This window comes from Desulfosarcina sp. (genome assembly GCF_055467485.1).
The window spans coordinates 23557-47349 of record NZ_JBUOIV010000020.1 but is presented as its reverse complement, the minus strand read 5'-3'; the positions used below and the strand labels follow the sequence as shown (position 1 = coordinate 47349).

At 59.4% G+C, this 23793-nt stretch carries 25 protein-coding genes and 1 pseudogene; 15 read left to right on the top strand and 11 right to left on the bottom strand.

Annotated elements, in window-relative coordinates; all coding sequences use genetic code 11:
- Positions 1–150: 150 nt before the first annotated feature.
- A complete protein-coding gene (locus ACZCED_RS11600) occupies positions 151–1371 on the bottom strand; it encodes a beta-ketoacyl-[acyl-carrier-protein] synthase family protein (RefSeq protein ID WP_464860839.1) in 1221 nt (406 codons plus the stop codon).
- Positions 1368–2612, bottom strand: a complete 1245-nt coding sequence (locus ACZCED_RS11595; RefSeq protein WP_464860838.1) for a beta-ketoacyl-[acyl-carrier-protein] synthase family protein — start codon at positions 2610–2612, stop codon at positions 1368–1370. The genes ACZCED_RS11600 and ACZCED_RS11595 overlap by 4 nt, the downstream gene beginning before the upstream one ends.
- A gap of 246 nt (positions 2613–2858) precedes the next feature.
- On the opposite strand from ACZCED_RS11595, the gene ACZCED_RS11590 reads away from it, so the two are divergent.
- On the top strand, positions 2859–2999 hold the full coding sequence (locus ACZCED_RS11590) for a hypothetical protein (protein WP_464860837.1): 141 nt from the start codon (positions 2859–2861) through the stop codon (positions 2997–2999).
- Positions 3000–3077: 78 nt separating this feature from the next.
- Here ACZCED_RS11590 and ACZCED_RS11585 read toward each other — a convergent pair whose 3' ends face one another.
- Complete coding sequence (locus ACZCED_RS11585) at positions 3078–4100, bottom strand: tRNA dihydrouridine synthase (protein ID WP_462969140.1); 1023 nt, start codon at positions 4098–4100, stop codon at positions 3078–3080.
- Positions 4101–4282: 182 nt separating this feature from the next.
- Positions 4283–5089 carry a formate dehydrogenase accessory sulfurtransferase FdhD gene (fdhD, locus tag ACZCED_RS11580; RefSeq protein ID WP_462969139.1) on the bottom strand — a complete coding sequence of 269 codons (807 nt, stop codon included), beginning with the start codon at positions 5087–5089 and terminating at the stop codon, positions 4283–4285.
- Between the two features lie 143 nt (positions 5090–5232).
- Here fdhD and rplU point away from each other — a divergent pair, with 143 nt between their 5' ends.
- From rplU to gpmI, 8 genes are all read left to right on the top strand, one after another.
- Complete coding sequence (gene rplU, locus ACZCED_RS11575; protein ID WP_464860836.1) at positions 5233–5646, top strand: 50S ribosomal protein L21; 414 nt, start codon at positions 5233–5235, stop codon at positions 5644–5646.
- A gap of 80 nt (positions 5647–5726) precedes the next feature.
- Complete coding sequence (gene rpmA, locus ACZCED_RS11570; protein ID WP_372678699.1) at positions 5727–5981, top strand: 50S ribosomal protein L27; 255 nt, start codon at positions 5727–5729, stop codon at positions 5979–5981.
- Entirely contained in the window at positions 5978–6994 is a 1017-nt protein-coding gene (gene obgE, locus ACZCED_RS11565; protein WP_464860835.1) for a GTPase ObgE, read from the top strand. The genes rpmA and obgE overlap by 4 nt, the downstream gene beginning before the upstream one ends.
- Positions 6972–8117 carry a glutamate 5-kinase gene (gene proB / locus ACZCED_RS11560; protein WP_462969136.1) on the top strand — a complete coding sequence of 382 codons (1146 nt, stop codon included), beginning with the start codon at positions 6972–6974 and terminating at the stop codon, positions 8115–8117. Before obgE ends, proB begins: the two co-directional genes overlap by 23 nt.
- A gap of 100 nt (positions 8118–8217) precedes the next feature.
- Positions 8218–9474, top strand: coding sequence for a glutamate-5-semialdehyde dehydrogenase (locus tag ACZCED_RS11555; RefSeq protein ID WP_462969135.1), 1257 nt, complete (start codon positions 8218–8220; stop codon positions 9472–9474).
- Between the two features lie 56 nt (positions 9475–9530).
- Complete coding sequence (gene nadD, locus ACZCED_RS11550; RefSeq protein WP_462969134.1) at positions 9531–10199, top strand: nicotinate-nucleotide adenylyltransferase; 669 nt, start codon at positions 9531–9533, stop codon at positions 10197–10199.
- Complete coding sequence (gene rsfS, locus ACZCED_RS11545; RefSeq protein WP_462969133.1) at positions 10196–10609, top strand: ribosome silencing factor; 414 nt, start codon at positions 10196–10198, stop codon at positions 10607–10609. The genes nadD and rsfS overlap by 4 nt, the downstream gene beginning before the upstream one ends.
- Before the next feature lie 10 nt (positions 10610–10619).
- The gene (gene gpmI, locus ACZCED_RS11540) at positions 10620–12161 is read left to right on the top strand and encodes a 2,3-bisphosphoglycerate-independent phosphoglycerate mutase (protein WP_462969132.1); all 1542 of its coding nucleotides are present in this window, start codon (positions 10620–10622) and stop codon (positions 12159–12161) included.
- A gap of 38 nt (positions 12162–12199) precedes the next feature.
- Here gpmI and ACZCED_RS11535 read toward each other — a convergent pair whose 3' ends face one another.
- The gene (locus tag ACZCED_RS11535) at positions 12200–12736 is read right to left on the bottom strand and encodes a glycine cleavage system transcriptional repressor (RefSeq protein ID WP_462969131.1); all 537 of its coding nucleotides are present in this window, start codon (positions 12734–12736) and stop codon (positions 12200–12202) included.
- 258 nt (positions 12737–12994) lie between these two features.
- On the opposite strand from ACZCED_RS11535, the gene ACZCED_RS11530 reads away from it, so the two are divergent.
- Complete coding sequence (locus tag ACZCED_RS11530) at positions 12995–13489, top strand: regulatory protein RecX (protein ID WP_462969130.1); 495 nt, start codon at positions 12995–12997, stop codon at positions 13487–13489.
- 11 nt (positions 13490–13500) lie between these two features.
- On the opposite strand, the gene ACZCED_RS11525 is transcribed toward ACZCED_RS11530, so the two are convergent.
- The 5 genes and pseudogenes from ACZCED_RS11525 to ACZCED_RS11505 form a co-directional block, all read right to left on the bottom strand.
- Positions 13501–14355: a hypothetical protein gene (locus tag ACZCED_RS11525; protein ID WP_464860834.1), complete on the bottom strand. Its 855-nt coding sequence runs from the start codon at positions 14353–14355 to the stop codon at positions 13501–13503.
- A 102-nt stretch (positions 14356–14457) separates the two neighbouring features.
- Positions 14458–15018, bottom strand: a pseudogene (locus ACZCED_RS11520) (DsbA family oxidoreductase); the annotation flags it as partial.
- Between the two features lie 228 nt (positions 15019–15246).
- Positions 15247–15681: a methylglyoxal synthase gene (locus tag ACZCED_RS11515; protein ID WP_462969127.1), complete on the bottom strand. Its 435-nt coding sequence runs from the start codon at positions 15679–15681 to the stop codon at positions 15247–15249.
- 104 nt (positions 15682–15785) lie between these two features.
- Complete coding sequence (locus ACZCED_RS11510) at positions 15786–16697, bottom strand: proline dehydrogenase family protein (protein ID WP_462969126.1); 912 nt, start codon at positions 16695–16697, stop codon at positions 15786–15788.
- Positions 16694–17971 carry an HD domain-containing phosphohydrolase gene (locus ACZCED_RS11505; protein ID WP_462969125.1) on the bottom strand — a complete coding sequence of 426 codons (1278 nt, stop codon included), beginning with the start codon at positions 17969–17971 and terminating at the stop codon, positions 16694–16696. The genes ACZCED_RS11510 and ACZCED_RS11505 overlap by 4 nt, the downstream gene beginning before the upstream one ends.
- Before the next feature lie 291 nt (positions 17972–18262).
- Here ACZCED_RS11505 and ACZCED_RS11500 point away from each other — a divergent pair, with 291 nt between their 5' ends.
- The 5 genes from ACZCED_RS11500 (at position 18263) to ACZCED_RS11480 (ending at position 22813) form a co-directional block, all read left to right on the top strand.
- On the top strand, positions 18263–19201 hold the full coding sequence (locus ACZCED_RS11500; RefSeq protein ID WP_464860833.1) for a substrate-binding domain-containing protein: 939 nt from the start codon (positions 18263–18265) through the stop codon (positions 19199–19201).
- A gap of 61 nt (positions 19202–19262) precedes the next feature.
- Entirely contained in the window at positions 19263–20099 is an 837-nt protein-coding gene (locus ACZCED_RS11495) for an ABC transporter substrate-binding protein (protein WP_464860832.1), read from the top strand.
- Positions 20100–20179: 80 nt separating this feature from the next.
- Positions 20180–20866, top strand: coding sequence for an ABC transporter permease (locus ACZCED_RS11490; protein ID WP_462967865.1), 687 nt, complete (start codon positions 20180–20182; stop codon positions 20864–20866).
- A complete protein-coding gene (locus ACZCED_RS11485; RefSeq protein WP_462967864.1) occupies positions 20863–21894 on the top strand; it encodes an energy-coupling factor ABC transporter ATP-binding protein in 1032 nt (343 codons plus the stop codon). The genes ACZCED_RS11490 and ACZCED_RS11485 overlap by 4 nt, the downstream gene beginning before the upstream one ends.
- A gap of 1 nt (position 21895) precedes the next feature.
- On the top strand, positions 21896–22813 hold the full coding sequence (locus tag ACZCED_RS11480) for a DMT family transporter (RefSeq protein WP_462967863.1): 918 nt from the start codon (positions 21896–21898) through the stop codon (positions 22811–22813).
- 85 nt (positions 22814–22898) lie between these two features.
- Here ACZCED_RS11480 and ACZCED_RS11475 read toward each other — a convergent pair whose 3' ends face one another.
- Positions 22899–23459 carry an NADPH-dependent FMN reductase gene (locus ACZCED_RS11475; RefSeq protein ID WP_464860831.1) on the bottom strand — a complete coding sequence of 187 codons (561 nt, stop codon included), beginning with the start codon at positions 23457–23459 and terminating at the stop codon, positions 22899–22901.
- Between the last annotated feature and the right edge of the window lie 334 nt (positions 23460–23793).

Below are 23793 nucleotides of genomic sequence, written 5' to 3'. Positions count from 1 at the left end.
TTTTCCTTTCGCCGGCAGCCGATGCGTTTTGCGATCCCTTTTCAAAAGGCTGCACCCATCGACCAGCCGGCTGCGGGCGTACATTGTGTGATCGTCAAGAAGGCGATTTCGCGCTGCTGAACCGGCAAACCGGTGGTGACAGGGGGCGCATCAGATGTACCTGCTGAACAACAAGCTGGCAAAGGTGCCTCCGGATGCGCAGGCGTTGACCAGTCCATGGTTGACCGTCATCTTTCGGGCGTCTGCCGTCACCACATCCAATTCCGTGATGGGGGATTCAAGGCCCAGGGTCGGCGGCACGATGCCCGCATGGATGGAGAGCACCATGGCCGCGGCACGAATGCCGCCGGAAGCGAAGTTTTCTCCGATGGCGCCCTTGACGGCCGTTACCGCCGGCGTTTCGGCGTCCTTAAAGACCTGCTCCAGGGCACGCGCCTCCAGCCGGTCGGACTTGACGCCGCCGCTGGCAGCTGCAGAGACCGTGTCGATATCGACTGGCCGCACGCCGGCAAGGGCCATGGCCTTTTGCATGGCGACCACCAGTCCGGCCGGATCATCGGGCCAGTCGTTGGCCGGTGCCGGTGTGCCGCTCATGCCCCAGCCAACGATTTCGCAATAGATCGCCGCCCCGCGCGAGCGGGCCGAATCCAGCGATTCGAGGCACAGCAGCCCGGTTCCCTCCCCGACCACCGGCCCGTTGCGATGGCGGTCGAAGGGCCGTGCCCCTTCGGTATGACGGTCCTGGGGAGACAAGCCCTTGAAGCGTTCCAGCATGGTGAAAAAGAAGGGCGAGAGAATATCCCCACCACCGGCCAGCAGCACATCGGCGCGTCCCTGCCGGATTTGACCCGCCGCGAAGGCGATCGCCGTTTCCGCCGAGGCCTCACGGTGGTTCAAGGTGGTGTTGATCCCCCGAAGCCCCAATTCGATGGCCGCGTGGCCAGCCGGGGCGTTCATCACGGTATTGGGCACCAGAATGGGGTTTACCCGCCGGGGACCCTCGGTAAACAGGGTGCCGGCGAACTGCGTGGCCACGTCCGTGGCGCCAAATGCCGTTCCCATCACAATGCCCAATCGTTTTCGGTCCGCTTCCAACAGATCGATATCCGCATCGTCCATAGCCATGCGTGCCGACGCCGTGACCATCTGGGAGAGGCGGTCCATGCGCCGCAGGGTGCGGGGGGCGATGAAGTCAGCGGGTGAAAAATTACCGACTTCGCCCCCCAGGTGGGATCTGAAGGGTGCGGTGTCGAATCCCTGGATGGGGTGGATGCCGCATCCCCCATCGAAAAGATTGCCGGCAAAGGCCTTCCGCCCGATGCCCAGGGGCGTAACCAGCCCCATGCCGGTTACCACCACCCGCCGGCTCATCGGGCACCGCCGTGTTGGGACCATCTTCCCAGAACCAGGCAGGTGTTGTTGCCGCCGAAGGCAAATGAGTTGGAGAGCACGATGTCGGGCGCGGCCTCCCTTGAGCGGCCGGGCACGACGTCCAGGTCGCAGGCCTCGTCGGGGGTTTCGTGGTGGATGGTCGGCGGGAGGAACTCCCGCTCGATGGCCAGTATGCAGGCCAGGGCTTCGATGGCGCCGGCAGCCCCCAGCGTATGGCCGATCATGGATTTGGTGGAACTGACCGGGATCCGTTGAGACCGGTCGCCGAAAACGGTTTTAATGGCCCGGATTTCCATCAGGTCGTTAGCCGGTGTGGCCGTACCGTGCGCATTGATATAGTCCACCTCGTTAGAGGAGACGCCGGCATCGGCCAGGGCGGCGGTCATGGCACCCACGGCCCCGGTGGCCTGGGGGTCCGGGGCGGTCATGTGGTTGGCATCGCAGCTGATTCCATAGCCGAGCACTTCGCCGTAGATCCGGGCATTCCTTTTCAGGGCGTGATCCAGCGATTCCAGGATCAGTATGCCGGCGCCTTCTCCCAGACTCATTCCCCGGCGGTGGCGATCGAAGGGTTTGCAGTAATCGGGATCCACTGCCTGCAGGGCGTTGAAGGCCGAATAAGTGATGCGGCACAGGGGTTCGGTGCCGCCGCAGACGACCACCTGGGCGGATTTCTGTCGGATCAGATCCGCAGCATAGCCGATGGCCGTAGCGCCGGACGAACAGGCGGTCATGAAGGTGGTCTTGGGACCTGTGAGGCTTAAATGGGTGGCAATGTGGTCGGCTGAGGAGGCGCACGAAAAGGCGGCAAACGGGGAGCCGGGAAGCCGGTCGGCGCCGCTTTCCAGGTAGCGGGCAAACACCGGTTCGCACTCCAGCATGCCACCGGCCCCGCCGCCGATGACCACTCCGGTGTCAGCGGCGAGTGCTTCCGGGAAAGTCGTCAACCCGGCTTCCGCCAGCGCTTCCAGCGTCGCCGCCATGGCCATGCAGTCCGACCGAGACATGCGCTTTAACGCGTATTTTTCCGGGATATGCCGCCGGGGATCAAAATCGTCGACTTGGGCCCCGGTGTGAGTGCGGTAACCGGTGGTGTCGAACAGGGTCACCGGGCCGATGCCGCAGACACCGGTTTTGAGGGCGTCGGCAAATGCCCCGACGTTGGTGGCGATGGCGTTGACGGTTCCCCGCCCGGTAACGACTACACGATCTGGTTTCATATGCCTCGGTTGGGAAGGTGCAGCGCCTTTTTTGAAAAGTGGACCTGGTCTTGATGTGCGCGCAAAACTGTAACCTGATGGATCGGGGAAAGTCAAGGCACTGGAAAGCCGTCTCCGTCATCACCGTCGACGGCGGTGCATATTGCCGACATGAAGGCAATCCTAAGGGGGGCAGTGGAGAATTGATCTGTCCTTTGTTCCATTGAGCCTGCTAAATAGTATCCCAGAAGGAACTTGCGTGCAGCCATGGCATTCCCGCCGCAAGCGGCAGGGAATACGCTCGCTATCGCGGTTCAAAAAGGCACGGGGTTCGTGCGCCTGTTTTTCCTGGTGGTCGTGGCGGTGACCATCGTCCGGCTTGGCTTCACTACCTATGCCGCTCCATAGAGGGTGGCGGTTCCTCGATATAGAACGTATTATGGAACCGTCTGGGATGAGGATTTCGGTGGGATTACCGCAGACGGGTTACAGGAAAAAATTCATGTTCGGCCTTGCCGTCGTCTCCGGGTCGCTGCTGAAAAATGTCTCCAATTCGCCCTTCACGGCCTCAAGATCCCGGGCACTGCCGATGCGTGTGTAAAAGCTATGGGCGAATTTGAAATTGGCGCTGAAATAGTGGGCGAATTTTTTGTACCGCCTTAGCGCCCGCCGGTCGTCGAAATGCTTTTTCATCAGATCCAGCATGGCAAAAGCCGTGCGTCGGTAGATTCCGGTGTCTGGTGAAAGCAAACCGGTCATCCGGGCCATCAGCCAGGGTTGGGCAATGGCCATTCTGCCGATGGCCACACCGTCGCAGCCGGTGGTCTCCAGCATTCGCAGGCAATCCGTTTCATCGAATACATCGCCATTGCCGAACACCGGGATGGTCACCGCGTCCTTGACCGCTTTAATATATTCCCAGCGGGGCGGGCGGGAGCGCCGATCCGGGGCCACCCGGGGGTGAAAGGTCAGGGCGTCGGCGCCGGCCGAGGCGAATCTGCGGGCCAGATCCACCGGAACGTCCGGGTCGTCGGTCCACCCCGTGCGAAACTTGACGAACAGCGGGATGGTAATGGCCCGACGCACCGTCTCAACGATGCGGGCGGCCTGGTCCGGTGTCTTTAACAGGGCCGCGCCACAGCGCTGTTTACAGATCGTGGCCACCGAGCAGCCGAAGTTCAGGTCAACCCCGTACAGGCCGTTTTCCTCGATGATCCGGGCCGCCGTCGCCATGGTCGTGGGGTCGGCGCCGACAATCTGTATGATCAGGTGTTGCCGTTCCGCATCCCGCCAGCTGAAATAGGCGGATCGGGTGCGGACTTCCCCCGGGATCCGTTTGGCGCTGCACATCTCTCCGAAAAGCAGGCCATACCCGCCGAAACCGGCCAACAATTCCCGAAAGGCGATGTGTCCCAGCAGGGTCATGGGGGCCAGGACCAGGCGGCAATCGATCGTGGTACGCCCGATGGTCAGGGGGCGATTGAGTCGTGAGGCTATATCTGATTTCATTTTCGTAGCCGGCGCTTAATCCTGAAATGCGTGTTTTCAGATAGCCAAAGCGATATCGTCAAAGACCGACTGCTAAAAAAAACCAAATGACCCATAAATCCCTCTGGCCAAATTAAATTTTTTTTAATTTGATATACTTGCGATATGTCGTTTGCGGCGCGCACTTTTTCACGGGTACCGGTTTAGCCGGACGGCCACACGAGATGGTGAGGGTTGCAGTAGACCATGAGGCTGTCGCCCTTGCCCAGTGAAGCCAGGGTGATGTTCAATGCCGTAGCCAACTCAACGGCCAGGGCGGTGGGCCTGGAAATGGCCAGGATGACGGGAATCCGTGCCCGAGCTGCTTTCTGGACCAGTTCGTAGCTGATGCGCGACGACAGGGTCAGCAGACGTGCCTGTGGCAGTCGCCCGTCGATAAACAGGGATCCGATGGCCTTGTCCAGTGCATTGTGACGGCCGACGTCTTCGGCAACGGACAACTGGTTGAGCGCATGGTCATAGATGGCGGCACCATGGGCGGCGCGGGTCTTGTCGCGCAGCGGCTGGTAATCGTCCAGATGGCGCAGACGGTCCAAAGCGCTCCTCCCGTTCAGCGGCTCCCCGTCATCTAATGGTGTAAGGGCCTGCACCAGATCGGCGACGATGGACTTCCCGCAGATGCCGCAGGATGTCTGGCTGATGTAGGTCCGCCGATCCAGGTGATCGGCAATTTGTGTGCGCCGATCAGCGGTAAGGGTGACCGTGACCACATTGGTGTCCCCACCATCGCAAAAGGCAATGTTGGTAATGTCCCCGGGGTCGTCCACGATGCCCTCTCCAAGGCAGAAACCGGCAACATGGGCCTTCTCCTCGCCCGGCGTGCGCATGACAACGGCATAGGCCGACCCCTGGACGCGGATGGAGAGGGGCTCCTCTCCGATGAAAACCATGGATTCGGACCTCTGCTGTCCGTCTTTGACAATGGTGATGTCTCGATACTGACTGGTCACGAGGAGCTTCCTTTTCGTCTGAGACCATGCGAACCGCTGCAACGGCATGGATGTGAGCACCTTTGTTCTCCTGGAAACGCCGGCACGCCTGTCCTGTAACTACAGGGATTTGTCCGTTCTTGTCCATGACTTTTCCCATTCCCATGGCCGATCAGTTTTTTCTTGACAACAGTACCGGAAAGTTTAATATTTCTTATTTTTTGAATTCAGGACAAAGCGATTTGTTTTCACAGGAGGGCAGAAACATGTATGCAGTGGTTGCTACAGGCGGTAAACAATATAAGGTTGCGGAAGGTGATGTCCTCAGGTTTGAGAAGATCGCCGGCGACGTCGGGTCGCCGATCGCTTTCGACAACGTCCTTATATTTTCCGATGGCGAGAATGTCAAGATCGGTCAGCCCGGTGTAGACGGGGTAACGGTCCATGGTCAGATCGTGGCCCAGGGCAAGAGCAAGAAAATCCTTGTCTTCAAGTACAAGCGCCGAAAACGGTATCGCCGCAAACAGGGCCACCGCCAGCCGTTCACGGCCGTTCGTATCGATCGTATCGAGGCGTAAACCTTTTTCCGAAACACCTGCAAGGGTTGCCGAACCTCTGGATGTCCGTTCGGTGCCCTTTTGTTATTGAGGAGGAATCCATGGCACACAAAAAAGCAGCCGGTAGTTCAAAAAACGGTCGAGACAGCAATGCCCAGCGCCGGGGAATCAAACGCTATGGCGGGCAGGAGGTGCTTGCCGGCAACATCCTGGTTCGCCAGGTCGGCACCCGTATCCATCCCGGCGTTAATGTCGGCATCGGCAAGGACTATACCCTTTTTGCCCTGATCGACGGTGTCGTCACCTATGAAAGAAAAGGCCGAGACCGTAAACAGGTCAGCGTCTATGCAGCGTGAAATTCATAGACGAAGCACGCATTACCGTCCAGTCGGGCAAGGGCGGTGCCGGATGCGTAAGCTTGCGGCGGGAAAAGTACATTCCCAAAGGCGGGCCTGACGGGGGTGACGGGGGACGCGGCGGAGATGTCATTTTCCAGGCGACCAACAAAAAGCGCACCCTCTACCACCTTCAGTTTCAAAGGCTTTACAAGGCCAAAAACGGGTCCGGCGGCCAGGGCAACAATCGGGCCGGAAAAGGCGGGGAGGACCTGATCATCGAGTTGCCTCCCGGCACCCTGGTGATCGACGCTGATACCGGAGACCTCATTAAAGACCTCGTCGAACCCGACGAGGTCTTTGTCGTTGCAAAAGGTGGCCGGGGCGGGTTGGGAAACGCGCGGTTCAAATCATCGACCAACCGGACGCCCCGGTTTGCGCAGCCGGGTGAACCCGGCCAGACCCTGAACCTGCGGCTGGAGTTGAAACTGCTGGCCGATGTGGGTGTCGTGGGTCTGCCCAATGCCGGCAAGTCGACACTGGTTTCCGCCTTGTCCTCCGCCAGACCCAAGATCGCCGACTATCCCTTTACCACCCTGACACCGAACCTGGGGGTGGTTCGAACCAGCCGCCGGGAGCCTTTCATTATCGCCGATATTCCCGGCTTGATCGAGGGTGCCCACACCGGTACCGGCCTGGGTATCCAGTTCCTGAGGCATGTGGAGCGCACACGGGTGCTGCTGCACCTGGTGGATGCCGCCGCCATCGATGCCGACCATCCGCTCAGGGACCTCGATGCGGTCAACCGGGAGTTGCATCAGTACAGCCCTAAGCTATCTGAAAAACCCCAGCTTGTGGTTTTGAACAAGATGGACGTGACCTGGGCCGAAGATGCGGCCTCGCTGTTCAAGGAGGCCTTCGGCAAGGGCAACCTGCTGACGATTTCCGCCGCCACCGGCGAGGGACTCGACCGGTTGACCGAAACCCTTTGCAACCTGCTGGATCAGATGGATGAAGCCCAATCGGAAGAATAAGAGTGACGCCATCAGGCGGGCCGTCGTCAAGGTGGGCAGCAATGTGCTGACCGCCCGGGACGGCCTGAACATCGATGCCATTTCCTCCATCAGCAGCCAGATCTGCCGGCTTCTGGACCAGGGCATTCAGATCATTCTCGTCTCCTCGGGGGCCATGGCCTCCGGCATGAAAAAAATGGGTTTTCCCAAGCGGCCCGAAGCCATTCCCAAACGGCAGGCCATTTCCGCCATCGGCCAGGCCGGCCTGATTCGTGAGTGGGAAAAGGCATTCGCCCGGTATGAGCGCAAGGTGGCCCAGATCCTGCTCACCAGCGACGATCTAGTCAGCCGCAAACGCTACCTGAATGCCAGGAATACCCTGAACACCCTGCTCGAATGGCTGGTGGTACCAATCATCAATGAAAACGACACCATCATGGTGGAAGAGATCAAGCTGGGGGACAACGACAACCTGGCCGCCATGATCTCCCTGCTCCTGGATGCTGACATTTTCATCAACCTCACCGATATCGACGGCCTGTATGATAAGGATCCCCGGGTCTTCCCGGATGCCCGCCTGATTCCCCGGGTGGCCACCTACAGCCGCAGCATCGAAAAGTTTGCCGGCGATATTCCCGGAGCACTGGGCACCGGCGGGATGTTGAGCAAGATCAAAGCCGCCCGCAAGGTCACCGCATCGGGAATACCCATGGTTATCGCCAAGGGGTACCGGCCGGACATCCTGATCCGGCTGGCGGCCGGTGAGTCCCATGGCACGTTTTTCGTACCCCGGGAGCAAAAACTGAACCGCAAGAAGTGCTGGATCGGCTACACGGTCAACCCCCAGGGCACGCTCACGGTCGATGCCGGGGCAGCCAAGGCGCTGATGAACAACGGGAAAAGCCTGCTGCCCAGCGGCATTGTCGAGGTGCAGGGTCAGTTCCCCGTGGGCGCGGCGGTGGCCGTGATTACCGAAAACCGCCAATTGATCGCTAACGGGCTGGTCAACTACAATGCCGAAGAGATCCGCACCATCATGGGCCTCAAGAGCAACCAGATCAAATCCCGTCTCGGCCAGAAAACATACGATGAAGTGATTCACCGGGACAACCTGGTGATTACCGGAGAGCCCGAAGCCGCCTGACATGTTGACGGCTGCCGTCGCCCATGTCTTAATGGCCCTGCCGGCGTTTTCGACTTTTTCCAGTGCCCCATCAGGGGCGACCTTTTGTAGAGGACATGCCATGGATATCGATCGAACCCTCCGACAAATGGCCCGCGACGCCCGGCAGGCCGCCGGGGTGATCGGCTGCTGCGCGACAGACCAAAAGAACCAGGCCCTGACGAACATGGCCGACCTGCTGGAGCAGCAGGCGGAAGCGGTCGTTCTGGAAAACCGCAAAGACCTGAAGCGGGCCGCGGAGGCCGGCCTTTCCCGTGCCATGGTGGACCGGCTCACCGTCACGGGGCAAACCATTGCGGCCATGGCCGGCGGTCTCCGGGAAGTGGCCGCCTATCCCGACCCGGTGGGCACCATGGGCGAAACGCGGGTGCGGCCCAACGGACTGCGGGTGTCGAGGATGCGCATCCCGTTGGGCGTCATCGGCATCATCTACGAGTCGCGGCCCAATGTCACCATTGATGCCGCCGGGTTGTGCCTGAAATCCGGCAATGCCGTCATATTGAGGGGCGGTTCCGAGGCACTGCACTCCAACCGGGCCCTTGCCGGCATTATCGGCCGGGCCCTGGAATCGGTCGGCTTGCCGGCGCAGGCCGCCCAGGTGGTCCCCACGGAAGACCGCGCGGCGATCACCGCCCTGCTGGCCCAGGACGCCTTCGTCGACCTGATCATTCCCCGGGGCGGTGAAGGGCTGATCCGGTTCGTGGCGGAGAATTCCAGGATTCCCGTGCTCAAACACTACAAAGGGGTCTGCCATGTATTCGTGGACCAGACGGCCGACCTTCAAATGGCCGAAGATATCTGTTACAATGCCAAGGTGCAGCGGCCCGGCGTATGCAACGCCATGGAAACCCTGCTGGTCCACGAACAGGTGGCCCACGCGTTCCTGCCGGCCATGTCCCGGCGATACGATGCAGCCGGTGTTCAGCTTCGGGGGTGCCCGGCAGCCTGCGCCATCCTTCCCGGCATCCCCCCCGCCACCGAGGCGGATTGGCCCGCAGAATACCTGGACTTGATTCTGGCGGTGAAGGTGGTAGCCGACATGGAGGATGCCATGGCCCACATCGCCCGATACGGATCGAACCACACGGAAGCGATTGTCACGGGCGATTACCACCGGGCCCACCGGTTTGTCCGCGACGTGGACGCCTCGGTGGTGCTGGTCAACGCCTCCACCCGGTTCAATGACGGTGGACAATTGGGCCTGGGCGCTGAAATGGGCATCAGCACGTCCAAGCTGCACGCCTTCGGCCCCATGGGACTCCACGAGCTGACCACCCAAAAGTTCGTGGTCCTGGGTGACGGCCAGGTTCGGGAGTAGCCTTCGGGCCGTGACCCCCGCATTCCACCGGAAAATGCCAGGCACTGGAAGAACCCATGCGAGCAGGAGTATTCGGCGGAACATTCAATCCGATCCACAAGGGCCACCTGATGGTTGCCGAACGGGTTCTCCACCGATTTTCCCTGGACCGGATTTACATTGTCCCCTGCCGGGTGCCTCCCCACAAATTCCCCGCATTCCTGGCACCGGCGGCCGAGCGGGTCCGAATGATCCAACTGGCCCTGCCCGCCGATGTCCGCTACTGCCTGTCCGACATCGAAATCCAACGCGAAGGACGGTCTTACACCATCGACACGGTGGACCACTTCAACACCCGGATCCTTCCCGGTGCCACGCTCTTTCTGATCATGGGAATGGATGCCTTCCTGGAGATTCATACCTGGAAGCGTCATCGGCGGCTGCTGGAAACCGTCCAACCGGTGGTGGTGTCGCGAAAGGTGGACGGCGGCGGGATGCAAGCTGGCGACGATGTCGCCCGTATGGACGGCTATATCCGAGCCCGGTTGTCGGCAGCGTATCGCTACGAAGAAGAAACGTCCTGTTGGCAGCGGGCCACCGGAAACAAGATCCACCTGCTGCCGATCCGGCCGATCGACATCTCTTCCAGCCAGATCAGGCGGCGAATCAAGGCGGGAAAAGAGATCCATGACCTTGTTCCGCCGACGGTCAACGCTTATATTGAAACAAAGGAACTTTATCGATGACGAAGACAAGTGATGCTGAACTGGACGTTTACGTCAAATCAGCACTTGGAAAGAAAGCTAGAAATCCGGTCCTTTTGGACGTAGGCCACCTCACCAGCCTGGCGGACGCCTTCCTCATCTGCCACGGGACCTCCAACCGTCAGGTCAGTGCCATCGCCGAACATATCCAGCGCGATCTGAAAAAACAGGGCATCAAGGCCCTGAGTGTCGACGGCCTCAAGGAGGGCCACTGGGTGCTCATGGACTACGGGCACGTGGTTATCCACGTCTTTTACGAAAGCACGCGCAGTTTTTACAATCTGGAGGGGCTGTGGTCGGATGCCCGGCGCATCCAGACGGAAAGCCTCAAACAGGTGCTCGATTGTCCGGATGACGATTGCGAGGTAGACGAATCGGTATTCATCGAATAGAGGAGATACAATGCCCAAAAATACCCACATGCTGATTATCCTCGACGGATGGGGAATCGGCAAAGATGAACCCACCAATGCCGTCATGGTGGCCCATACCCCGTTCCTTGACCGGCTTCAATCCAGCTGCCCATCGACACAACTGCGTTGCTCGGGCAAGGACGTCGGCCTGCCCGAGGGTATCATGGGCAACAGCGAAGTGGGGCATATGAACATCGGGGCCGGCCGTGTCGTCTATCAGGACCTGATGCGCATCGACAAAGCGATCGAAGAGGGGGCCTTCTTCGAGAACGCCCCCCTTTGTGCCATCATGGATGCGGTCGCTGCCCGTGGTGCGGCGCTGCATTTGATGGGCCTAGTATCGGATGGCGGCGTCCACAGCCAGTTCACCCACCTCCTGGCCCTTCTGGACATGGCTCAACGCAAGGGACTGTCCACGGTCTTCGTTCATGCCATCCTCGACGGTCGGGACACCCCGCCGGACGGCGGCGTTAGCTATCTGAAGCAGTTGCAGGAGCATATCCGGGCCATCGGCAACGGGGCCGTTGCATCCGTCTGCGGCCGCTACTATGCCATGGACCGGGACAAACGATGGGATCGGGTGGAAAAGGCCTACCGGCTCTATACCGAGGGTCGTGGCCGGGCGGAAACCGATCCGGTGGCCGCCGTTCAATCAGCCTACGCGCGTAATGAGACCGACGAGTTCGTCCAGCCGGTGGTCGTGGTCGACGACAGCGGCAAACCGGTGGGAACGGTCACCGACGGCGACGGCATCGTATTTTTTAACTTCCGGGCGGACCGTGCCCGGGAGATCACCCGCGCATTCACCGAAAAGAACTTCGATGGATTCGCTCGCCAGGTGGTTCCGGAACTCTCCGGCTACACCACCATGACCCTTTACGATGAAGCATTTGACCTGCCCGTGGCCTTTGGTCCCGTACACCTGGAGATGATTCTCGGAGAGGTGCTGAGCCGCCAGGGGCTTTACCAGCTGCGAATCGCCGAAACCGAGAAGTACGCCCATGTAACCTATTTTTTCAACGGCGGTGAAGAAACGCCGTTTGAAAACGAAGAGCGTTGCCTGATTCCCTCCCCCAGGGATGTGGCCACCTACGACCAGAAACCGGAAATGAGCGCACCCCAGGTGGCCGATGAAGTGGTCGCCCGGCTGGACTCGGATAAATACGATTTCATCGTGCTCAATTTTGCCAACATGGACATGGTGGGGCACAGCGGCGTCTTGGCCGCCGCCGTCAAGGCCTGCGAGACGGTGGACCGCTGCCTGGAAAAAGTAGTCACCAAGCTGTGGGAGAAGGGCGGCGTCGCCCTGGTAACCGCCGATCACGGAAATTCGGAAAAGATGGCCGGACCTGATGGCAAACCGTTCACGGCCCACACCACCAATCCGGTTCGCCTGCTGCTGTTGGACGACAGCCGAAAGGGGGTTCGTCTGCGGGAAGGCCGTCTGGGCGATATCGCGCCGACACTCCTGGAACTGATGGGGCTGGAGCAACCGGCGCAAATGACCGGGCAGAGTCTGCTGCAATCTTAACGGTCGTCCAACAGGGTGTTGAAAACGACAACCCGGAGTCAACGGCCCGACAAGGTGATGTCCACGTTAAGATCGTCGGCAACGTCACGCAATCCTTTTTCCACCGGTTCTATGGCGGCATCGGCCGGTATCTGCAGCCGAATATCCATGACGTACAGGGCGGTGCCGCTTTCCGGGGAGGCCTTTACCGTGGATTTAAGATCGACGATATTGATGCGGTTGTCTGCCAGGAAACGGCTGACCTTGTAGACGATGCCTGCCTGGTCCAGACCTTCCACATGCAGGGTACGGGTCTTGACCCTGCTGCCGGGTTTGGTCTTTTCCTCTGGCGCCAGCGGGCGGAGGAAGGCGGAAATCCCTTTTTCCTGTTCCAGCCTGCGGCAATCCCTGGACAGCGGACCGGCCACTTCTGCCGATGCGGCGGTGAACAGCAGGATCAGGGTGAATTCCCCGGCCATCAGGGTCATGGAGGTGTCCTCCAGATTGCAACCGTTTTCATACAGAATTTCAGTTACATCGGCAACGATGCCGGGGCGGTCCTTGCCAAAAGCGGTCATGATGAATCGTTGTCCCATGAAAACTCCTCTCTGCAGGTGTGATAATTACATTGGCTATGCCAATCCGTTAAATCCGTCAACTATTTTGGGCCCCGGAAAAAAGAATCGCCACGCTCGATTTGCCTTTGCGTCTGGCCTCGATGGTGCGTCAATGGCTCCGACACACCCTTATGGAAACAACGGTGCGACTTGCATCCGAACCCGTATCAGATGGGTAACCATGTCGATTGGTTTATTCCGGGGCCTGCGTCTGCGTTTGTGCCGGCCATTGATTCCATGAAGAAAGATGATTGCCCGCAAGCCGGCAGCGTGCCGCATAAGGAGAATTCCAGGGCCCTGGACAGCGCCTTTCGGATTCTGACCCGGCGGGATCACACCCAAAAGGAATTGCGGGTCAAACTTCGCCAAAAGGGGTTTGGCCGTGCTGCCATCGAGGGTGCCCTGGCACGATGCCGGGAACTGGGTTATCTGGACGATGCCAAAACCGCCACCGTCATTGCCGGGCATCTGTCCGACAGCGGATACGGCCCCTTGCGGATCCGCCATACCCTTGGTCAAAAAGGGCTTGACGATGCGACAATCGAACAGGCGTTATCCCGCTGCGGTGATGAAGAGGCCCAGGTGCTCAGCGCCCGTCGCATGCTGGAAAAAAAAGCCTCTCGACTGAACCGCGAGGACGATCCATGGAAACGCCGCCAGAAGGCCTACCGCTTTCTATGCGGTCGGGGCTTCTCATCGACCGTCATCAACCGGGCCATCGCCGACGACTGAGACCCCTTCGTTCAGCGGCGCAGGTAGGTAAAGTCGGCGTCTGGCCGTCCCACGAAACAGGATTGGCTGAAGCCGTAGCGCCGGATAACCGCCAGGGCCTGTCGCGCTTCGGTTTGGTTCTGGCCGAAATCGAACAGCCATCGCCGGCCGGATACGATCTTCCAGCGTCCCTGAATGTTGCTCACCCTGGCTGTCTTCGGGTCAAAAGCCACGCAATCCTCACCGGCCATGACACCCGACGGGCTTCCGCCTCTTGCCAGCAAATAGGTAAACAGCGGATTCGGCCGGCCGACAAAGCAGGCGCGATCCATGCGGTAGTGACGGATCACGTTGAGCGATTGGCGGGCGGCGGCCTGATTGGGTCCGAAATCGAATAGCCAGTGGCCGCCGTCGACGATCTTCCACCTTCCTTTCACCTGTCGAACGCTAAGGGCCGCCGGGTCGAAGCGAATGCAATCCCCGTTTCCGGACGGTTCCAGCTGCTTCAGCGGCTGGGCGGCGGAGGTGTCCGTCTTTATGCGGGTCCATCGGGAAGCGGCAAATCCGCCGGTTTTATTCACGACCCGCAGTTCGTTCCCGCCTTTTTCTATGACCAGTTCCAAGCGACCTGACCCGGTTGTCAGCCCCTTGGGAACATCGGCCCACATGCCCTTGATACGGGGCCCGTAAATGCGGCCGGAAAACACATTTGACCATTCCGGCTGTGCATCGGCGGCTTCACCGTACCAATAGACGGTGCCACCGGTCTGGCGCAAATAATAGGTGCCCCCGTCGTTGCCGGACCATCGTCCGCTCAGGTCGCCCCAGGCGGCAGAGACCAGCACGAATAAAACCAGCATGCCTGCAGAAAAAATACTTTTCTCCATGAATCCCCGACTCATAACAGGTACATGCGGGATATGGAAACGGGGTTGCGGCACGGACATAAGAGGAGCTCCCTGCCATAGGGATTAACGCAGGCGGGCGGGCTATCGTTTTTCCACACCCGCGGATAAAACCATCCCTTCCAATGCCGCGTAGGATTGCGCACCCACCAGTCGCTGGCCCGCGAGGTCAAAGGTGGGCACGGCGGTAACTTCCTTCTGGCGTGACCGCTGCCAGTCCCGGTCCACGGCTTGACGATAGGATCGTTGATCCAGCACTGCCCGTGCCGCTTCCGGATCCAGCCCAATTTCCGAACAGATCTGGAGCAACACCGGCTGGTCGGCTATGTTCTCGCCGCGCTGGAAATAGGCCAGGAACACAGCGTGGTGAAAGGCGTCGCCACGACCCATATCCTCGGCCCATTTGCCCAGTTCCTGGGCCAGCCGGCTGTTGAAGGTCATTTTGCGCTCCCCGAAGGGCAGGTCCAGTTCCCGCGCCACCTGGCGCAGGCGGGCCAGCATGCCCGGAATATCCACCGGACGGCCCGCAAACAGCGCTTCCAGGGTCTGTCCGGCCTGCGGTGTCTCCGGATGCAGGGGAAATGCCGTCCATTTGACCTGGATAGGAAATGCCGCCTTAAGCCGTTCAATACGCCCGGTACTGAAGTAGCACCACGGTCAGACGTAGTCGGAAAAGATTTCCAGGGTGGTTGTTCCGGTGTCCGCTTTCATCTTTTTCCTCCGTTTTTTTGAACCGCGATCGTGAGCGCCGGCCCCGCGTTTGCGGCGGGGTTGGCGAGCTAAATGAAAATCGATTTTCCGCTTTACGGTGAACCTTCGCCGCGGCCTGCCGCGGAGGGGCTCACTTCGCATCATCCCCCGGCGGCACGTGAGCTACATCGGGCGGCGGATATGAGCGCCGTAATCCTTGAATTCCTGTTCATAAACGGTGTTGAAGCCGGGGCTGGAGATCAGAAAGTCAGCCGTGGCCCGGTTGCAGGCGGTCAGGATATTGTAGAGAACGGACATGCGCAGCAGCGCTTTTACATCCACGTCGTGGGGCTGGGCCGACATAGGGTCCCAGAAAAAGATGAGCACGTCCAGTTCTCCCTGGGCGATCATGGCGCCGAGCATCTGGTCTCCGCCCAGCGGACCGCTTTTCATACGGGTGATGGAGAGGCCGCATTGATCGGCCAACAGCTTGCCGGTCGTGCCGGTGGCATACAGCTGATGCCTGGCGAGGGTGGCGGTGTTGCGGCGGGTCCACGCCAGAAGGTCGGCTTTGCGTTCATCGTGGGCCACCAGGGCGATCCGTTTGGTTGCCTTCATGTCATCTTTCCACGTAGCGGACTGGCGGGTTTGGTTTTCCCGTCGGGGTTGCCGTCAGCCATCGATCGTCGCCGTCGAAAGACGATCGCGCGAATCGGGTCGGTTTATCGGCTCAGCAGGAGCGATTTAATGATGCTGTTGACAATCTTCGGGTTTTCCTTGAGGCGCCGGGTGGAGTAACCGAACCAGTGGCGGCCGTAAGGGACATAGACCCGCATGGTGTGTCCGGCATCGACCAGGGTGCGCCGCAGTTCCGGGGCGACACCGTACAGCATCTGAAATTCGTATCTCTTGCGGGGCACATCGTACCGGTCGATAAGTGCCAGCGCACCGTCCACCAGGGCCCGGTCGTGGGTGGCGATGCCGGGGTAGATGCCGTTTTGAAGCATGAAGTCGAGATCTTCCAAAAAATGGGCGTTGATTTCTGCGTGATGCTGGAAGGCGATCCGCCGCGGTTCTGCATAGATGCCTTTGCATAGCCGAAAATTCAACGGGACCGACGGCGTGTGAAGATCCATGAGACCCTTCAGGTCGTCCAAGGTGCGACGCAGGTAGGCCTGCACGACCAGCCCCACACTCTCTGGAAATTCGGCCTTCAGCCGGCGAAACAGGTGTATCTCCAGATCCACACAATTCGAATCCTCCATGTCGATGCGGATGAAATTGCCGAAGCCGGCTGCCTTGGCGACGATTTCGCGGATATGGCGATAGCAGACGTCGGCATCGATGAGCAGGCCGAACATGGTGGGCTTCACCGAATAGTTGCCGTCGATACCGCTGTGCTGGGCGACGTCGATCAGGGACAGGTATTCGTCGCGGTTCTTTTCGGCTTCGTCCAGGTTCCGGATAAACTCACCCAGGATGTCGATGGTGGTTTTAATGCCTCCGTCGTTCAGGGTCCGACATGCGCGCATGGCCTTATCCACCGTCTCCCCGGCGATGTATGAACGGGAAAAGAGCCAGACGACACGTTCGGGAAGCAGGGGCAGGGCGTTGGCGATCAGTCGGTTAATCATTTCGGAACCACAGGCGTGGGGAGTGTTTGCGGCTCGGCGTGCGATTCCGAATACCGTGCCTGAATGATTCGGATCAGCGCGATCCGATCCAGGAAAATTTCAACCAGTTCGGGATCGAAATGGGTGCCGGCACCGTGGCTGATGATTTCGATGCTCCGCGATTCATCCCACGGCTCCTTGTAGCTTCGTTTACTGGAGAGCGCATCATAGACATCGGCAATGGCGACGATCCTGCCGAGAATGGGGATCTCCTCATGCTTTTTGCCGGGCAGCGGTCGACCCACACGGCCTTCGTGGCCGGGCATCGGCTTGCCGGAGATAGGATCCACGTGGCCGGGGTAACCCGTACCGTCCCACTTTTCGTGGTGGTTCATTGCGATGATGGCAGCCGCCTCATCGTAATCCGACTGCGGGTTTGAAAAAAGCCGGGCCCCATGGATGGTGTGCTGCTTCATAATCTCAAATTCTTCGAAGCTGAGCTGGGCCGGTTTCTTTAAAATCAGATCGGATGTGGCCACTTTGCCCACGTCGTGGAGCATGGCACCCATGCGAAGCACGTCCCGGGTCTTGTCGATCTCCTTCTGGTCGATACGGCGCCGCTTGGCCCAGTGCTCGTAGAGTTCCAATGAAAAGCCGGCCACCCGGTTGACATGGGCGCCGGTCTCCTTGGGGTCCCGCATTTCGGCCATACGAATCATCCGCAGGATCATGGAGCGGGTCATCTGGGCCCGCTCCAGCGCCACGGCGGCGATGCCGGCGAAATGCAACATCACCTTTTCGTCGGTCTGGCTGAAAGTCCGGATGCGTTTGTCCTGGTCCTGGGCGTTGATGATCTGGAGAATGCCCAGCACATCCTTTTTCGAGCTCATCAGCGGGATGGTGAGCATGGATCGGGTGACGTATCCCGATGCCTCGTCGAATTTTTTGCTGAAATGATAGCTCTTGGTGGGCGACAGTTTGTAGACATCCGGTATGCTGAGCATTTTACCCGTAGCGGCGGCATACCCGGCGATGCTCGTCTGGTCGATGGGTACGGAAAAAGTGCTGTAGATCAGCTTTTCTCCCGCGGGGAGCCGTTTTTGCAGGGTGTCGTTCTGGGAGTAGGTGAAGTCCAGGCGGCTGCCTTCGCGGATATAGATGGATCCGGCATCGGCGTTTACAAACTGGCGCGCCCGTGTAAGCACCCGCTCCAGGAGGATGTCCAGGTCATGGATCCGGTTGAGCTCGATCCCCAGCGTCATCAGCGTGTCCAGTTTCTGCTTTTCGTTGAGCATCGTGTCGCCGCTCCCGGGGTTTAGGTTCACCGCTAATCTATACGGCCGGCACCGCGCCCGTCAACTTAAAAAGGCGCACCGGGTGCATCGATGGGGTGGATCATCCGCAGACCAGAAAAACCAGCAGATGATTGTTATTTTTAGTCGGTATAGGTCCGTCTATATCCTTGCTTTTGTCACATCGATGGAAAGCATTGACATTTCGTCCTACGATTTCTACTAATCACCAACTTTGTTGGCGAACCCCCTGCAGTGCCCAAGTGCCCAATTGCCGGAGAGGAAGCGTACACCATGACACAGATGTTATCCACCAAAGAGGTGGCCAAATTTTTAGGGATCAACGAGAAAATGGTCTATACGCTGATTTCGGAAAAGGGCTTGCCCGCTTCCAAGGTCACCGGGAAATGGATTTTCCCCCGACATCTGGTGGAACAATGGGTCGAATCCAGCACGGTCAACTACCCCCAGAACCACAACGTTCTGCCTCCTTATGAAGGGCTGCTGGTCATCGCCGGGAGCAATGACATTCTTCTGGAAAAGGCCCTTTCCCTGTTCAACAGCCGTCATTCAGGGCATCTGGCCGTATTCGGCAACCTGGGATCCATGGGCGGCATCAGCGCCCTGCGCCGAAGCCTCTGCCATATGGCCACCAGCCACCTGCTGCAGGAGAACGGCAACGAGTATAATTTCGATTTCCTGCAGCGCCAGTTCGAGCGCATGCCCGTGGTGGTCAATTTTTGCATGCGGGACCAGGGCATCCTTCTGCAAAAAGGCAATCCCCGGCACATCAACGCCGTAAAGGATCTGGGCAAACCGGGCGTCCGGATCGTCAATCGATCTCTGGCTACGGGCACCCGCCTGCTTTTCGACCGGGAACTCAAGCGGGCGGGCATTGCCGGCGAGCGAATTGCCGGGTACGACCGCGAGATGAATCGACACATGGATGTGGGGCTCGAGATTCTGGCGGGCCGCGCCGATGCCGGGCCGGGAATCCGACCGGTGGCCTCCCTGCTGGGCCTGGCGTTTATGCCCTTGCGCCAGGAGCGCTACGACCTGCTGGTGACCCGCGATCGGTTTTTCGACCAGGGGATCCAGTATTTTCTAAGCCTGCTCCACGAAAAGGCATTCGTCCAGGCGGCTGAACAACTGGACGGATATGATGTGTCCAAAAGCGGTAAAATGATATTCCCCCATGAACTGGAACCAGCGGGAGCCGAATCGACGGCCTGATATCTTCGTTCAGCATCCGAAGAATCTGAATACCCCGAAACCAAAAGAGCGAGGCAAGTCCATGCAGTGGAAAAAACAGATGGCGGTAAAGGCATGTTTGATCGTGATATTGACCCTGGCGATGGCCCTTCCGGCCATGGCCGCCGACAAGGTGCTGCTCATGGCCACCACCACCAGTACCGACAACACCGGTCTGCTGGACTACCTGGCTCCCCATTTCATCCAATCCACGGGAATCGAACTCAGATGGACCTCGGTGGGGACCGGCAAGGCCCTTAAAATGGGTGAAAACTGTGATGTGGACGTGCTGCTGGTCCATGCACCGGCGGCGGAAAAGACATACGTGGAAAAGGGCTTCGGCGTCAACCGCCGGGAGATCATGTACAACGACTTTGTGATCATCGGCCCGGAGAGCGATCCGGCCGGCATCAGAGGTAAAGCGGTTGTCGATGCGCTGGAGGCCGTGCGTGCCAAGGGGGCCATATTTGTCAGTCGCGGAGACAATTCGGGCACCCATAAAAAAGAGCTTTCCCTCTGGAAAGCCACTGGCGCGGCAGTCCCGGAAAAGGAGTCCTGGTATGTCCAGACCGGTCAGGGAATGCTGGCGTCCATTAATATTGCCGCCGAACGCAACGGCTACACCATGACTGATCGCGGCACCTACATCAAATACGCCGATACCATGAACGGCAACCCGCCACTGAAAATACTGGTTGAGCAGGATGAGATCCTGCTCAACCAGTACAGTGTCCTGGCCATCAATCCACAGCGCTGCACGAAGGCCAAATTCGATCTGGCCACCGCCTTTTCGGATTGGCTGGCCGGCGCCGAAGCCCAGGGACTGATCCGGGATTTCAAACTGCTGGGGAAACCGCTTTTCGTGCCCAATGCAAAATGATAAAAAAATTCTTACGTGTGACGTTTTAAGTGTTAAGTGAAAGGGGGCAGCGGCCCCCTTTTGCAATGAAGGTAAACCCCATGGATTTTATCTTTGCCGGATTCATAGAGGCAATCCGCCTGCTTTTCGGCGGTGATGCTCAGACCTGGTCCGCGGTGGCCGCCACGCTGAAGGCTTCCTCAGGCTCCATGGCGGCCAGTCTGGTCCTGGGCATCCCCTTAGGGTTCACACTGGGATATTTTGATTTCCCGGCCAAGCGTCAGGTCCGGCTGGTGGTGGATACGGCGCTGGCTCTGCCCACGGTGTTCATCGGTTTGGTGGTATACGCCTTTATCTCCAATCGGGGTCCACTGGGTGAGATGGGCCTTTTGTTCACCCTGACCGGCATTGCCATCGGCCAGACCATCCTTGCCCTGCCCGTCGTCATCGCCCTGAGCGCCACGGCCGTTGAAAGCATGGACCGGCACCTGCGAACCCTTCTGATCTCCCTGGGTGCCAGTCGGCGGCAGCTGCTGTTCAGCAGCCTGTGGGAGGTGCGTTATGGTTTGCTGGCCGCCGGTCTCACCGCCTACGGCCGGGTGATGACCGAGGTGGGCATCTCCATGATGGTGGGCGGCAACATCAAGTGGCACACCCGTACGATCACCACCGCGATCGCCCTGGAGACGGGCAAGGGGATGTTTTCCACGGGCATCGCTCTTGGGCTGGTGCTCATTGCCATCGCCTTTGGCGTGAATGTGTGCCTTTCTTTTTTGAGGAAACGATGACGGTGCCGCAGCCCATCTACCGGATTGAAAACCTTGTCCACCGCTACAACAGCGCCCCGGTATTGGCTGTCGACCGTCTGGACATCGAACCGGCATCCATCATGGGATTGGTCGGGCCCAACGGCAGCGGCAAGAGCACCCTGCTCAAGCTCATGGCGTTTATCTTCCGGCCCACCCAGGGGAGAATTCTGTTCGACGGGAAACCGGCGCTGCCATTCGACGAATCCGTTCGCTTCCACGTTACGCTGCTGACCCAGGACCCTTACCTGATGAAGCGCACGGTGTTCAAGAATGTGGCCTACGGCCTGAAGGTGCGCGGTGGCCGTGAAAATTGGGTCCGCCCGGTGCAGGATGCACTGGCCATGGTCGGCCTGGATGCCGATATTTTCGCGCGGCGTCAGTGGGACGAACTGTCCGGCGGTGAGACCCAGCGGGTGGCCCTGGCGGCCCGGCTGGCGCTGAGACCCCGCGTGCTGCTCCTGGACGAACCCACCGCCAGCGTGGATGCCGCTTCCAGCGAACTGATCCGTGCCGCCTCCCTGCGTGCCCGCAGCGAATGGGGCACCACCCTGGTGATTGCCAGCCACGATCGCGAATGGCTCTACGATGTTTGTGACGAGGTGATCCACCTGTTCAAAGGGACACCCACCGGCACCGGCAGGAGCAACATGATTTTCGGCCCCTGGGTCCCCGGAGAAAACGGCCTTTACACGAAATCGCTCGGCGGCGGTCTATGCCTTACGGTTTCAAAGCCACCCAACGCCGATGCCACCGCCTTCATCGACCCTGCCGCCATCCGTATTCTCGATCGCGAAGGCGCATCTGCCGCTGCAACCATCGCCGTTGTCGACGGTACGGTCACCCGCATCGCCTCGGAAAAACAGAGCGGCAATCTGTTCGCCGATGTTCGTGTCGGTTCGCTCACGCTGGTCGTGCGCATCGACGATTCCCATCTGGCCGCCATGACCCTTCACCGGGGCTGGCCGGTGGCCCTCGCCTACCGGCCTGACAGCATCCGCTGGTTATAAGATGATCAACCGCGACAACCTGTTCACCTGGCCACCGGCGGTTTTTTTCTGGGCACTGGTATGCGCCCTGCTGTGGGGCAGTGCCTTTCCCATGGTAAAGACCGGCTTTGTGATGCTGGATATTCAGCACAGTACCGGCGGCAAGCTCTACTTTGCCGCCTACCGGTTCTTCCTGGCCGGGCTGATGATTTTTGCCGGGGTCATGGCCTGCGGCAAGTCCATCGCGCTATCCCAAAGCCGTGACTACGGCGCCATGGCCCTGACGGGGATGCTGCAAACCACCTTGCAGTACACCTTTTTTTACATCGGGCTGTCCAACACCACCGGGGTGAAGGCTTCCATCATCATCGGTTCAGGTTCTTTTTTCCTGGCCCTGTTTTCACACCTGTGGTTCAAGGACGACCCCCTCACCCTGCGAAAAGGCACCGGACTGATTCTCGGCTTCGTGGGCATTGTCCTGGTCAACCTAAAGGGCGACGGCCTGAACTTCCATATGACCCTGACGGGTGAGGGCTTCATCCTGCTCACCGCGCTTACTTCGACCCTGGCTCTGGTCGTGGTCAAAAAAACCGCCGTCCGCGTATATCCGCCGCTCATGTGTGCCTACCAACTGGTCACCGGAGCCGTGGGCCTTTTCGTGCTGGCCCTGTTTTTCGAACCCCCGACGGCACTGGCCTTTTCGCCGTCATCGCTGGTTTTGCTGGTGTATCTGAGCTTTCTTTCCGCGTCCGCTTTTTCCCTGTGGTACCTGTTGATTCAAGCCAACCGGCTGTCCAGCATGGCCGTCTATCGGTTTCTGATTCCCGTGTGTGCCGTCCTGCTGTCTGTCGCCCTTATCGATTCCGAACACCTACACTGGAATGCCCTGGCGGCGCTGATCCTGGTCTGCCTGGGCATGCTGCTTACGGCCCGGGAATAAACCGGGGGTGCATGCGGACGGCGCAGACCGGACCCGCAGCGGGTCATCCGGATGAATGGGTCCCTGCGGGGCCGGCAGGCCGGCACTACCCCTTCAATCGACCAACAAATTCCGTAAATCCGGTCATGTATTTCTTCAACTGGGCCTTCACCCCGTCGTCGGTGAGGTTTCCCCGGTCGTCGAACTTGCCCATGGCGCCGCTGACCCACAACAGCCGTCCTGACCATACCTGGGTGCCCAGTGCCCGCAGCACGGGCAGCCAGGCATACTGGGAAAAGGCGGTGCCGAAATTGCCCGGTGTGGCGCCGATCAGGCCCACCGGTTTGCCGGCAAATACGAGCATGCGTTCCTCGGGGGGGCGGGTGAGCCAGTCGATGGCATTCTTAAACACCCCGGGGATGCCGTTGTTGTATTCGGGCGTGACCAGCAAGAGACCGTCGGCGGCTTTGATCATTCGTTTCAATTCGGTGACGGCGGGCGGGATGCCCTGCGATACTTCCACGTCTCCATCATACAAGGGGATGCCTCGGATCGAACCGACGGAGACCGAGCATCCGTCGGGAACCGATTTCGCGGCAGCCCGCAATAACCCTGCATTGTATGAATGATCCCGCAGGCTTCCTGAAATTCCGGTGATCGTCATCATGTTTAGTCCTTTCTGTTCCATTGCGGTTGGTTTCGTCGATTCCTGACAACAGGATAATCATCGCTCCATCAATATTCACCGTCTCGGCCCGGTGGATGCGAAAGGCTTGACCCGGCAACCCAATTTTATTATTTTCCGGTATCTTCAACATGGGTGTGATGAAGGGCGAATTCATATGCCAGAAACAAAAAAAGACCTGGATCGCTGGCCTGTATTGCGATTGCCGGCATATTGCTGATCGGTTTGATCGGCGCATGCGCGCAGCGGCAGGTCCAGCTACCGCCGGCTCCCCTGACGCCTGACTGCCCACCTTGCCCATCGGAGAAAATCACCG

Excerpts from the sequence above, each read along its gene's own strand:
- ACZCED_RS11600 (WP_464860839.1), bottom strand. The coding sequence starts at position 1,371 with ATGAGCCGGCGGGTGGTGGTAACCGGCATGGGGCTGGTTACGCCCCTG.
- ACZCED_RS11595 (WP_464860838.1), bottom strand. The coding sequence starts at position 2,612 with ATGAAACCAGATCGTGTAGTCGTTACCGGGCGGGGAACCGTCAACGCC.
- ACZCED_RS11590 (WP_464860837.1), top strand. The coding sequence starts at position 2,859 with ATGGCATTCCCGCCGCAAGCGGCAGGGAATACGCTCGCTATCGCGGTT.
- ACZCED_RS11585 (WP_462969140.1), bottom strand. The coding sequence starts at position 4,100 with ATGAAATCAGATATAGCCTCACGACTCAATCGCCCCCTGACCATCGGG.
- rplU (WP_464860836.1), top strand. The coding sequence starts at position 5,233 with ATGGCCGATCAGTTTTTTCTTGACAACAGTACCGGAAAGTTTAATATT.
- rpmA (WP_372678699.1), top strand. The coding sequence starts at position 5,727 with ATGGCACACAAAAAAGCAGCCGGTAGTTCAAAAAACGGTCGAGACAGC.
- proB (WP_462969136.1), top strand. The coding sequence starts at position 6,972 with ATGAAGCCCAATCGGAAGAATAAGAGTGACGCCATCAGGCGGGCCGTC.
- ACZCED_RS11555 (WP_462969135.1), top strand. The coding sequence starts at position 8,218 with ATGGATATCGATCGAACCCTCCGACAAATGGCCCGCGACGCCCGGCAG.
- nadD (WP_462969134.1), top strand. The coding sequence starts at position 9,531 with ATGCGAGCAGGAGTATTCGGCGGAACATTCAATCCGATCCACAAGGGC.
- rsfS (WP_462969133.1), top strand. The coding sequence starts at position 10,196 with ATGACGAAGACAAGTGATGCTGAACTGGACGTTTACGTCAAATCAGCA.
- gpmI (WP_462969132.1), top strand. The coding sequence starts at position 10,620 with ATGCCCAAAAATACCCACATGCTGATTATCCTCGACGGATGGGGAATC.
- ACZCED_RS11535 (WP_462969131.1), bottom strand. The coding sequence starts at position 12,736 with ATGGGACAACGATTCATCATGACCGCTTTTGGCAAGGACCGCCCCGGC.
- ACZCED_RS11530 (WP_462969130.1), top strand. The coding sequence starts at position 12,995 with ATGAAGAAAGATGATTGCCCGCAAGCCGGCAGCGTGCCGCATAAGGAG.
- ACZCED_RS11525 (WP_464860834.1), bottom strand. The coding sequence starts at position 14,355 with ATGGAGAAAAGTATTTTTTCTGCAGGCATGCTGGTTTTATTCGTGCTG.
- ACZCED_RS11515 (WP_462969127.1), bottom strand. The coding sequence starts at position 15,681 with ATGAAGGCAACCAAACGGATCGCCCTGGTGGCCCACGATGAACGCAAA.
- ACZCED_RS11510 (WP_462969126.1), bottom strand. The coding sequence starts at position 16,697 with ATGATTAACCGACTGATCGCCAACGCCCTGCCCCTGCTTCCCGAACGT.
- ACZCED_RS11505 (WP_462969125.1), bottom strand. The coding sequence starts at position 17,971 with ATGCTCAACGAAAAGCAGAAACTGGACACGCTGATGACGCTGGGGATC.
- ACZCED_RS11500 (WP_464860833.1), top strand. The coding sequence starts at position 18,263 with ATGACACAGATGTTATCCACCAAAGAGGTGGCCAAATTTTTAGGGATC.
- ACZCED_RS11495 (WP_464860832.1), top strand. The coding sequence starts at position 19,263 with ATGCAGTGGAAAAAACAGATGGCGGTAAAGGCATGTTTGATCGTGATA.
- ACZCED_RS11490 (WP_462967865.1), top strand. The coding sequence starts at position 20,180 with ATGGATTTTATCTTTGCCGGATTCATAGAGGCAATCCGCCTGCTTTTC.
- ACZCED_RS11485 (WP_462967864.1), top strand. The coding sequence starts at position 20,863 with ATGACGGTGCCGCAGCCCATCTACCGGATTGAAAACCTTGTCCACCGC.
- ACZCED_RS11480 (WP_462967863.1), top strand. The coding sequence starts at position 21,896 with ATGATCAACCGCGACAACCTGTTCACCTGGCCACCGGCGGTTTTTTTC.
- ACZCED_RS11475 (WP_464860831.1), bottom strand. The coding sequence starts at position 23,459 with ATGATGACGATCACCGGAATTTCAGGAAGCCTGCGGGATCATTCATAC.